6 protein-coding genes are annotated in these 12,300 nt (G+C 54.3%); all 6 read left to right on the forward strand.

Translation table 11 applies throughout. The features are described from left to right. Nucleotides 1-45 precede the first annotated feature (45 nt). Nucleotides 46-1,968 carry a HAMP domain-containing sensor histidine kinase gene (locus QEH53_RS06140; protein ID WP_309022268.1) on the forward strand — a complete coding sequence of 641 codons (1,923 nt, stop codon included), beginning with the start codon at nt 46-48 and terminating at the stop codon, nt 1,966-1,968. 14 nt (nt 1,969-1,982) lie between these two features. After that, nucleotides 1,983-3,464, forward strand: a complete 1,482-nt coding sequence (locus QEH53_RS06145; protein WP_309022269.1) for a response regulator — start codon at nt 1,983-1,985, stop codon at nt 3,462-3,464. A 35-nt stretch (nt 3,465-3,499) separates the two neighbouring features. Then, nucleotides 3,500-5,617, forward strand: a complete 2,118-nt coding sequence (locus tag QEH53_RS06150) for a hypothetical protein (protein WP_309022270.1) — start codon at nt 3,500-3,502, stop codon at nt 5,615-5,617. Nucleotides 5,618-5,803: 186 nt separating this feature from the next. Then, on the forward strand, nt 5,804-7,486 hold the full coding sequence (locus QEH53_RS06155; RefSeq protein WP_309022271.1) for a glycoside hydrolase family 43 protein: 1,683 nt from the start codon (nt 5,804-5,806) through the stop codon (nt 7,484-7,486). A gap of 302 nt (nt 7,487-7,788) precedes the next feature. Then, nucleotides 7,789-9,480 carry a hypothetical protein gene (locus QEH53_RS06160; protein ID WP_309022272.1) on the forward strand — a complete coding sequence of 564 codons (1,692 nt, stop codon included), beginning with the start codon at nt 7,789-7,791 and terminating at the stop codon, nt 9,478-9,480. An 82-nt stretch (nt 9,481-9,562) separates the two neighbouring features. Further along, nucleotides 9,563-12,259, forward strand: coding sequence for a PQQ-dependent sugar dehydrogenase (locus tag QEH53_RS06165; protein WP_309022273.1), 2,697 nt, complete (start codon nt 9,563-9,565; stop codon nt 12,257-12,259). Nucleotides 12,260-12,300: the final 41 nt, after the last annotated feature.

A 12,300-nucleotide genomic window follows, 5' to 3' on the forward strand; every position in this document is an offset into this window, starting at 1 on the left:
GAAATAGCAGTTGCGCACGGTTGCGACTGCCTACGGTTCAGGGAAATGAACTTGGCTCCCGATATTCTTTTGGGTGACTCTCTCGTGCGCTGCACATGGCTGCCGAGTGACCTCCCTGCTTCAGGCACCGAGTTCGAGGGATCGCACATCGCCTTCGGAGTTGACCTCAGCGGACCTCGCCAAGCTGAGATTGTCAGTGCTGGCTACACGGCATCCATCGACTTGCGTCTCACAAGTATCGAAGATGCCGCGAAGATCGTAGTCGCCTACTCTCAGCACTCACTGAGTCGAGCTCTCGACGATCGGACTTTCAGACGTGCTCGAACCTTTGCCACGCCACCTACCTTGCTAACGGTCGAAGATAGCGACTCCGGCACCGAGTTTCTCGCCTCCACTGTCGAAATGCTTGAAATCGGGGTCTACGTGATCGATCTCCGAAACAATTCTCGGGTTACCGTTTGGAATCACGAGATGGAACGCCTATTCATGCGAAGTAAGAACGAGGTCATCGGCGAACAAATCGATGAGCTTTTTGACGACTCTCTCGTGCGCGAGGTTTTCAGCGACATGCCAAACACATTCAGTCGCAATCGCGCCATCTTTCCCAGCAAAGGCTCCTCTCGAAGCAACTTTATCGCCGACATATCCAAAACCCAACTACTCGACGAAGACGGACAACCCGCGGCAGTGGTCGGCATTATCCAGGATGTCACAAACAGGATTCATTCAGAAAACAGGCTCATTGCCGCCTTCAACGAACTCGAAACCTCCAAGGAGCAACTCGAGCAGAGTAATCTCGAGATACGAAAAGGGATCGAAAAAGCCAATAAACTCGCTGTCGTCGCGCAATCCTCCAACAAGGCGAAATCCTACTTTCTATCGAACATATCGCATGAGCTCCGCACCCCGCTGAACTCCATAGTCAGCCTTACCCATGCCCTGATCGAAGGAACTTTCGGCGACCTAAACTCCAAGCAGCATGAGCATCTCGAAATCGTCGCGGATTCCAGCAAGCACCTGCAGTCGCTCATCAACGACATTTTGGACCTTTCAAAAATTGAGCTCGGCAAACTAAACCTCAAATTCGCCGAAACCAGCATCGAGGAAGTCGCTCGATCATCCATTCGAATGATCGAGCAGGAGGCCTCCCTCAAGAACGTGGAGTGCATCCTTGAGATAAATACCGAAAACCAAAACCTAGAGGTCGATGCGAAACGGCTACGCCAGATACTGCTAAATTTGCTCGTGAACGCGGTCAAATTCACCAAGCCCAGTTCCAACGTAATCATGCGTATCCAAGAAGATCGCGATCTGCAGGCTATCGAATTTCACATCATCGACAATGGCATCGGTATCAAGAAAGACGACTTTGCCAAAATATTCTCCCCATTTACCCAACTCGACGATTCCCTATCCCGCCAATACGAAGGGACTGGACTGGGGCTCGCCATAGCATCCAAGTTCGTAGAGCTTCACGGAGGATGTCTTAAGGTGCAGTCCAAGCCTAATTTAGGTTCTACCTTCACCGCCACCCTGCCGCTTAAGCAACCAAAAGAAACCGGCGACCGCAGCCTTCGACAGACGCTATCCGAGATCGCGACCGAACTAAAACCGAAATCCGACCTTCTGCTCATCGTTGACGAATACGAGCTCTCGGCACTGCGGATTGAACAGCAGGTCAGGCAATTGACTGCTCTCTCGCCCGTAGTTACCTTACCGAACGAAATCTCCGCATACCACGACCAAATCGCGCCTCATGCCATACTGGTCGATCTCAATATTATATCCTCCCACGGGAGCGATTGGATTGCCAACGCCCAAAAACTACCAGCTTGGCAAAAAACAAAATGGATAGCCATCGGATCGCTCGACTTGCCTGACAATCGGAAAGCAGCTAGTAAGCGCGGATTCGACACCTTCGTCTGTAAGCCCATTGCTAACAGCCTTCTATCCCAGCTTCTCAAGTAACCTCAACTTAAGCGATGCCTCAAAGCCCCATTTCCACGCTTCTCGTAGTCGATGACAATCTTGGAGCTAGGCGCTCCATAGAAGCCCTGCTAACTCAAGAAAACTATCGATTTCTCCTCGCGGACAGCGGTGCAGCTGCCCTCAAGTTCTTAGAGGAACTAACACCAGACGTTATCCTGCTCGACGTCATGATGCCCGGCATGAACGGCTTCGAAGTCTGCCAAAAAATCCGGTCAATCCCTCGCGTATCCGAGGTTCCCATCATCATGATAACCGCTTTGGACGACGAGGAGTCAATGATCCAAGGGATAGACGCAGGCGCGGATGACTTCCTTTCCAAACCGATCAGCAAGATAGAACTCCGCTCCCGCATTAGCAGTATCCTACGACTCAATCGTTTCAGGAAGCTCTGCGACGAGCGACAGAAATTCGAGCTCGTCGTCGCGCAATCACATCGAGGTTACGTCGTCATCGATGAGAATAGACGTATCATTTCTTCAAATACAGCTGCAAAGAATATGCTGCAGTTGATTCACGTCCCAGAAGGTACTCTTCCTCATTTTTTCGATACAGCGCGAAAAAACTTCACCATCCAACCCCACCACATCGAGCAAGAACTCGACGAAGGTCGGAATCCCACCACCATAGAACCGTTCATTCTAGTGCGGTCCGCCCAAATCGATCAAGCAGCCCGCTGGTTGCGGGTAACGTTCCAAGACCTAGGAGACAGCCATCGCAACCAGCTCTTCCTCAGACTCGAGGACATATCCGATCGAATTCTATCATTCCAAGAGAAGCACACCTTCTCCCGCATGATAACCCACAAATTACTCACTCCGCTAAATGCGATAAAAGCGGCCCACCAGCTACTCGACACAGCAGAGACGAACCCTGATAGACTGGCTCAAATCCATACCATCCAGAAGAAGGGAATAGACCGACTCGAGTACGACATCCACTCCATACTCAGTTTCCTCGAAGCAGAGCGGACTCCCAATAACAAACTAAGCGTAAGCGACGCAGTCATCCACGTCCAAAGTCTCGCAGAAACATCTCCCTTTGGATTCACGGTCGAATGCGAAGACGAATTCGCCTCCAACGACTCCATCCAAATTTCTGGCCATGGATTTGACGCCTGCCTCCGAGAAATAGTAGAAAACGCCATCAAGTTCCACCGCGGGGAAGATGTATCCATAAACTGCTACTTTCGAAAATCGAATACTCCGGATGAGGTCCTCATCATTTTCCACAACAATTCTTATCCACTCAGCAACGACGAAATCGAAAATGCATGGAAGCCATATTGGCAGGCCGACCGTTATGTCACAGGCGAGATCTCTGGCATGGGTCTAGGCCTCTCGCTCATAGCAGCAAATGTTTGGACAGCAGGAGGCACCTGCAAAATCGAGAACTGCCCCAAAGGTCTAGGTGTTGCGCTTACCCTTTCCTTTCCCGTCCACGACCTACATCCGTCACCCTCAATGGAAGAGTCTTAATAGTGAGTCCAAACGCGTAACGATTACCCCAGAGCATGACGATACACCCCTTACTTACGCTCTTTCTACTGGTCACCTCGCTGACCCAAGCTGAGCCCGATCAAACAGCAATCGACCGAAAAGCGCTCGTCCATCGCCACAATCCAGGTCTCCAGACGGTCAACCCTTTATCTCCTTTCTCAGTGGGAAACGGAGCATTCGCATTCACTGCGGACATCACAGGGCTACAGAGCTTTCCCGAGCATTACGCTGAACACGGCATACCGCTCTCCGTTCAATCAGAGTGGGGCTGGCACAGTCTGCCCAATCCCAACGACTATCAAATTGAAGACACCTACAAAGACGTGGTCACTCAAGACCGCCTGGTGCCCTACCCAATTGATCAGTCCAGTCCCGCCGGACAATTCGGACGCTCAAATCCTCACCGACTCGGACTCGCCAATATCGGTTTCAAATTCTACCACGCTGACGGATCGACCGTAAACATTGATCGCATCCAATATGTCAATCAGACTCTGGATCTCTATACCGGACGCCTCACCAGCAGTTTCTCCATCGACGAAGTATCTGTCAAAGTCACGACAATCTGCCATCCAGGGAGTGATGCCATCAGCGTTTTAACAGAATCCCCACTTGTATCTAACGGGCAACTACACATACAGATCAACTTTCCTTACGGCAACCCCGGCTGGGGACTTCAGCCCGAAGACTGGGACAGCCCGAACAGCCACGTTTCCCAGCTCGAGGACCGTACTCCGGGCGAGGCGAGAATAAGCCGACAGCTCGATCAAGACTCCTATCGAGTTCATCTCCGCTTCGACAAATCCGCTGACATCGAGGAGGCCGGAAAACATCATTTCCTCATCTCACCAAAAATAGGTTCCAGCCAAACCTTCGAGTTCACCGCACGATTCCTTCCGGGCGCAGACGACGACAACCTCCCTACTCCCAACCTGCCAGACGGCTTGACCCATTCCGAAGCTCATTGGAAGGAATTTTGGCAAAGCGGCGGAGTTATCGATCTATCGGCGAGCTCCGATCCACGAGCAAAAGAATTAGAGCGACGAATCGTGCTCTCCCAATACCTGACTGCAATCCAATGTGGCGGACGTCTCCCGCCCCAAGAAACTGGTCTCACCGCCAACAGTTGGTACGGAAAGCCCCACCTCGAAATGCATTGGTGGCACGGCATTCACTTCGCCCTCTGGAACCGGTTGCCCTACCTCGAGAATACCCTTCCCTGGTATCAAGAGGTTCTCCCCAAAGCCAAGGAAATTGCCCAAACACAAGGATATCCCGGCGCCCGTTGGCCAAAGAATGTCGACGCCGCAGGAAACCAAGTGGCCTCCACGATCTCTCCTCTGCTGATTTGGCAGCAACCTCACCCCATCTACTACGCTGAGCTCTGTTACCGTGCCCACCCAACTCTCGAGACGCTCCGCCGCTACGACGAGATCGTCCAACAAACCGCCACATTCATGGCCGCTTTTCCTCACCAAAATCCTGATACCGGCAATTTCGACCTCGGTCCACCCCTCATCCCCGCCCAAGAGAGCTACGACTATCGAACCACCAGCAATCCGCCGTTCGAGCTCGCGTATTGGAGATGGGGTCTTGAAACCGGCCAAAAATGGCGAGAACGACAAGGGCTCTCGCGCCATCCCAATTGGGACGATGTCCTCACGAAGCTCGCCCCGTATCCAATCTACGACGACCTCTACGCCACCGCCCAAGGCATGTGGAATCCCAAAGACCACCCCTCCGTCCTCGCGATCAAAGGCATGCTCCCTGGAAGTGAGGTCGACGACGAACGTCTCCGACGCACCCTGCGCCACGTCCTTAACACTTACGACTGGCAACATACCTGGGGCTGGGACTATCCCATGATGGCCATGACCGCGGCCCGACTCGGCGAACCTGAACTCGCCATCCAGGCCCTCATGCTCGACGTTCAAAAGAACACCTACCTCCCCAACGGCCACAACTACCAAAATGAGCGCCTCCGTCTTTACCTCCCCGGAAACGGAGGCTTGCTCGCAGCAGTCGCCATGATGGCCGCTGGTTGGGATGGAGCTTCAGACACTCAAGCCCCCGGGTTCCCTCAAGACGGCACTTGGCAGGTCAAATGGGAAGACCTGTCCCCCATGCCCTAGCCGAAGCCTTGGACAAACCGGTCTTTTGATGCTCGTTCTAATCGTGCACCGAATCGCAACCAACACCCAAGTAAAACTGCCTCTATAACCTTGGTTATAGGTCTATAAATTTACCAGCAAACTGTAGTTAAAGACGCCTTTATCTAATTTACTTTCATCGGTCCTGAAGCTCCTCTCGAAGGCATCATGATGAAATTTCTGACCATTGCGACCCTATCCCTATCCGTAACCACTAACTACGCACTTGGAGCAGAGGAAGAGCCACCTGTTGCCTTTGACTGGTTCTCCTACGAGGGCAAGGACCCCGTCTTCGAAACGCCACCCCCGGAAGGACAATTCCAGAACCCCATCCTCGCAGGCTTCTACCCCGACCCTACCTCCGTTCGCGTCGGCGACGACTTCTACGCAGTGAGCTCCAGCTTCACGTTCTTTCCCGGACTGCCGATTTTTCACAGCACGGACCTAGTTAATTGGAACCAGATCGGGCACATCCTAGATCGTCCGAGCCAGCTCACCGGCACCGAAGGTCTCGCCGCATCCCGCGCTATCTTCGCTCCAACCCTGCGCTACCACGACGGCGTTTTTTACCTCATATGCACCTCTGTCGATCGAATCGGGAACTTCTACGTGACCGCTACCGATCCTGCCGGACCTTGGTCTGATCCTATTTTGCTGCCTTGGATTGACGGCATAGATCCGTCCCTCTTCTTCGACGACGACGGACGCGTATGGGTCACCCACAACGGACCGCCCCCAAACCGCGAATCACTCTACGAAGGCCACCGCGCTGTCTGGCTTTGGGAGATGGACATGGAAACCAACGAACCGATCGGCGAAGGAAAGATCATCATCAACGGCGGGGTAGATCTCTCGGCCCAGCCGGTCTGGATCGAAGCCCCGCACATCTTCAAGCGCGGCGATTGGTACTACCTAACCTGTGCCGAAGGCGGTACGAGCATACAGCACTCACAGGTTATTTTCCGCACCAAGAGCCTCGACGAGGAGTGGGTGCCTTGGGACAACAACCCGATCCTCACTCAACGCGACCTCCCAGCGGATCGCGAAAACCCTATCATCGCCGCGGGACACGCGGATTTCCTCGAGCTACCTAACGACGAATGGTGGGCCACATTCCTCGCTATCCGCCCTTACGAAGGCGGCTTTTACAACACCGGTCGCGAGATCTACATGCTACCCATCGAATGGACCGAAGACGGTTGGCCCATGATCCTCGAGCAGGGCGAAGAAATCCCTTGGCAGCTGGACAAGCCTAATCTGCCTCCATCAAAAGGGCCCAACACCCCCACTACCGGAAACTTCACCTGGCGAGACGACTTCGATTCTCCAGAACTTGGATACGAATGGATGTATCTGCGCACACCAACCGAGAGGTGGCTGGAGATAGAAGACGGAAAGCTCGAAATCACTCCAAAGTCGGTGGAACTCTACGAACTTAAAAATCCATCTTGGATCTCGCGTCGCCAGCAGCACTCCACCTTCGACGCAGCTACTCAGTTCGAGGCTCCTCAGGATGGTGCATCCGCCGGCGTCGCCGCATTTATCCGCGAAGACCACTACTTCTACTGCGGCATCCGCTCGACCGAAGACGGCTACGAAGCCTTTCTCGAAAAAGCGGAAAATGGCGAACCGCAGACCGTCGCCTCCCACAAGCTCAGCGGCCTCAAGGCCGGCCAAAGCGTCACTCTCAGTATCAAAGGACGCGAAGCCGACATATCCTTCTACATCAAGATGCCCGATGGCAAGAACATCACCGTAGCTGAAGATGAGGATGCCACCATCCTGACCACATCGCGGGCCTGGGGCTTCATTGGTGCCATGATGGGACCTTACGCTCGACTCGAAAAGTGACTCGAAGCAGCCATGAACATTCGGAGGCTCGTTTTGATCTCCTTGTTCATTGGCTGCCTTCCAGCTTTTCCGGCTACTGGCCGTTTAATTTTCATCAAACCGCCAGTATTCAATTCTTTGTGACGGCATCGTCATTCCCGATTTTAGTTCAACGCGTACCTTCGTGAATTTTAAGCCTTACGCTTTAGCCGCCTAACCGTTTTTTGTACGATTTCCGTCCGTCCCGAACAGGGCTACCTTTCAACCGCAACGAGTGCCATCTGCGGTCCCGGCTAGCAAGCGACACTACAACCCCACCCCCCATGCGTATACTGTTAAGCTCGATGCTTCTCGCATTTCCCCTTTCCCTTCTCGCGAAGGACGCAGTGGAAGTTTCTGTAAAAGCTGACCAACCCCTCGGCGAACTAAGGCCTATTTGGAACTACTTCGGCGCCGACGAAGCAGGAACGGCCCTGACCGACGAAGGCCAGCATCTGATCAAGGAGCTAAACAAGCTCAGTGACGAGCACCCCATACGCATTCGCTTCCATCACCTTCTCACCAGCGGAGATGGCACCTTAGCCCTGAAGTGGTCGAGCACCAACGTCTACACCGAGGACGAAGACGGGAACCCGATCTACGACTGGACCCGACTCGACGCCATCATGGATACACTCACGCAACCGGGAATCCAACCATTCGTGCAAGCGAGCTTTATGCCACAGGCCCTTTCCTCGCAACCGGAACCCTACACGCCTACACTCACACAACGCGGCCTCCCCAAGGACATGGTTTCGGGTGGAGCATTCTACCCGCCCAAAGACTACCAAAAATGGCAGGAGCTCATCCGAGCTTGGGCACAACACTCCGCCGATAGATACGGACTCGAAAACGCGTCTTCCTGGCTCTGGGAGCTTTGGAACGAACCGGAGTCACCTTACTTCAAAGGAACAACCGCAGAGTTCTGCAAAATGTATGACCATTTTGCATACGCTGTAAAATCAGTCCTGCCCAACGCTGCCGTGGGAGGTCCCCATGTCACGGATCCGGGTTGGAAGAACGGTGACGTATTTTTGAAGGCTTTTCTCGAACATTGCCGCTCCGGTGAGAACGACGCTACCGGCGAAATAGGAGCTCCGCTCGACTTCATTGCCTACCACGCCAAAGGCACGACTCGGATAGACGAGGAAGGGCACGTCGAAATGCACCTGCGAAACCAGCTCCGCACCATCGATACCTACAGCGGCATCATCGCATCCTTTCCCGAATACGCAGACTTGCCAGTCTACCTGGGCGAGTCCGACCCGGAAGGCTGCGCAGGGTGTCCCGCGACTCTTGATCCCGAGCGCGACTACCGCCGTACCTCTCAGTTCGCCTCCTATACCGCCGCTTCCTTCCTCAGAAAGCAAGCGCTTGCGGCCCGTCACGGGGGCAACCTGCAGGGAGCCGTATCCTGGGCCTACACCTTTCACGACCAACCATGGTTCAACGGACTGAGAGCCCTCACGACAAACAAGGTCTCCCTGCCCGTATTCAACGCCTTCAAGCTATTCGCTCGACTCGGCCCCACCCAACTCCAAGCTACTTCCGATGGTATGCTGGAAACGGATACAATCATTTCCGATAGCGTCCGATCGGATCCAGACATCGGTGTCGTCGCCACCCGTTCCGCAGACGGCGCAGTGCAAATCTTACTCTGGAACTACCACGATGTTGCGAACGACTTTTCGAGCGAAACCGACATAGCGCTTTCCGTTTCTCACCTCGTGGATTCGAGCGAAACCGTCACTGCCACAATCACCCGAATCGACGAGCACCACGGAAATGCCTACACGCTATGGCGTGCGCTGGGCGAGCCGCAGGATCCCAGCGAAGAAGAGATTGGGGCAATGCATGAGGCATCAGAACTGGTCAGGGAGCCATTCACACTCGAGCGCACAGATGAAGGCGATTTGCATGCAGAAGTCACTCTTCCGCGTCAGTCAGTCGTTCTCTTAGAAATTAACAGAAACTGAGATCGCGAACACCCGACCACTTTCAGATATCATTCAGGATCCTTGATTAATCCACGAGGACCTATTTTTAAAACAACGTTAGATGCCTAAGACCAAACAACTTCACAGGCGAATTCTCGCCAAAACCTTCCAAAAGCACTTGCCGACCTGTCTCGCCATCGCAGCCACGCTCGCGTCTGCAGTCAGCCTTGAAGCTAAAGACGAGCGGCCTGATGCAGCCCGCTTTGCCAAGACAAGCCTTGCCGCCGGAGATTTCTATGAGCCAACGGAGATGGCGATTCTTCCCAATCTCGACATACTCATAACCCAACGTCGCGGCGAGATCCTGCACTATGACCAAAGCGATGACGAAGTCTACCGAGTAGGTTTTCTCGATGTCTACCACTCTTCAGACGCTCCAGGAGTAAACGCGGAAGAGGGTCTGCTGGGTATCGCGGCCGATCCAGATTTCGAGAAAAACAACTTCATCTACGTCTTCTACAGCCCGATCGACAAGGTCGTAAATCGCCTATCTCGTTTCGTATTCAAGGACAGGATACTCAATATGGAATCCGAGAAGGTGATCCTGGAATTCGATTCCCAGCGCGACATTTGCTGCCATACGGGAGGTTCGCTCGCCTTCGGCCCCGATCGGCTTCTGTATCTATCGACCGGTGACAACTCCACACCTTTCAACGAGCGGGATGCGGAACACGTCACCAAGGGCTTCAGCCCCCTCAACGACCTACCGGACAAGCGCCAATATGACGCCCGACGCAGCGCCGGTAACACCAACGACCTTCGTGGCAAGATCATACGTATCCGCGTCCTGGAAGATGGGACCTACGAGATCCCTGAAGGCAACCTCTTCCCGGACACCCCTAACGCCCGTCCCGAGATCTACACCATGGGACACCGTAACCCCTACCGCATCTCCGTCGATCCAAAGACAGGAACGGTTTACTGGGGCGATGTCGGTCCGGACGCAACCCAAGACGACCCGCTACGTGGGCCAAGAGGCTACGACGAAATGAATCGCGCAACGGAAGCAGGAAACTACGGCTGGCCCCTCTTCGTGGGTGACAATTTTGCGTATCGCGATTTCGACTACGGTACCGGCGAAAGCGGCGAAACCTTCGACGCAGCCAACCCGATCAACGACTCGGCGCACAATACCGGACTGCGCCGGCTCCCGCCAGCCAAGGCTCCGTTCATCTGGTACCCCTACGCGGAATCGACTGAATTTCCGATGGTCGGCTCCGGCGGACGAAATGCCATGGCCGGACCTGTCTACTACAAAGAATTCTACCCAGAGGACACGCGCTTGCCGGACTACTACGACGGAAAAGTCATCATGAGCGATTGGATTCGCAACTGGTTCATCGCCGTAGAATTTAACGACGACGGATCGATAGCATCCGCCGAACCTTTCCTCGAAAACCTAGACTTTTCGGGAGCCATCGACACTGAGCTCGGTCCCGACGGACGTCTCTACGTCCTCGAATACGGCTCTGGTTGGTTCCAGCGAAATCCAGATTCAGGGCTCTCGCGAATCGACTTCATCTCAGGAAATTTGCCTCCTAAAATCGAATCCGTGGAACTCGAAAAGACCTCCGGGAAAGTGCCTTTCACCATCAAGGCTAAGGCGGATGGAACCGACTACGAAGGCGAAGACCTACGCTATACCTGGCAGCTAGGAGACAAGACTTTCCCAATGACCGTAGCGAGCTTCTCCACCACCATCGACGAGCCTGGACGCTATGTGCTAAACGTCAGCGTGACCGACCCCGCTGGAGATAAAGGAACCACCCAACCCATTGAGATCTACGCCGGAAACGAACGACCAGAAGTCTCGATCACCGTGAAAGGCAACCAGTCCTTCTATTTCCTCGAACAGCCCGTTTCCTACAAGGTCTCGCTCGAGGACGATTCGCCTATCAAGCCGGAAAACGCCTACGTTTCCGCGGCCATGAATCGCAATGCGCCTGAACCCACCCTCGGTCACAAGCAGATGTCACGGGTCGAAGAAGGCGAAATCATCGTATCCGGTTCCGACTGTCGTGCCTGCCACAAGCCGGACGAACCCTCCATCGGCCCCTCGTACGCCCAGATCGCAGAGCGCTACGCCCACGACTCTCAAGCCATCGCCCACCTAACCAACAAGATCCTCAGAGGAGGAGGAGGCGTCTGGGGCGAGGTTCCCATGCCTGCCCACCCTGCCTTCAGCGAAAGCGATCTCGTCAAAGTCGTCGAATACGTTCGCTCCCATGCAACAGTCGAGAAGGAGCCCAGCCTACCGCTCCAAGGAACGATCGACCCGCAGGAGCTATCAACGAGCCGCTGGGACCGCATCCTCACCATCACCGCCAACTACACGGACTCCCCTGATTCCGAACTTGAGCCCTTGTCCCATTCCGCAAGCTTCTCGCTTCGTCCCAGCGCCCTTAACCGCTACGGACTCGACGATAGCGAAGGGTTCGAAAACGACGGGCCCGCTCTCGCGTACGCCGAAAGCAATGCGTACGTGAAACTGGAATCAATTCACCCGCGCGGCTTGAAGCACGTCGAAATCGTGCACGATCGCCCTGTTTCGTCAGCAGTCGAAGTCAGCGTCAGACTCGACTCCCCCGAAGGCGAGGAAATCGGCAAGGCCACCACCGACAGCGAGGCCACTCTCCTCGTCCCTCTCAAAGGGGCCAGAAAGGTTCGCGAGGCGCACGACCTCTATATCGTTTTCACCTTCGAAACCCAGCCAGAATCAGGGACGAAAATCCAAGCCGTCAATTTCCTATCGAAATAGAACCAACCTCGAAAACAACTCTCACCGGCTCCCCGTATTTC

It is taken from the genome of Pelagicoccus sp. SDUM812002 (assembly GCF_031127835.1).
Classification (GTDB): domain Bacteria; phylum Verrucomicrobiota; class Verrucomicrobiia; order Opitutales; family Opitutaceae; genus Pelagicoccus.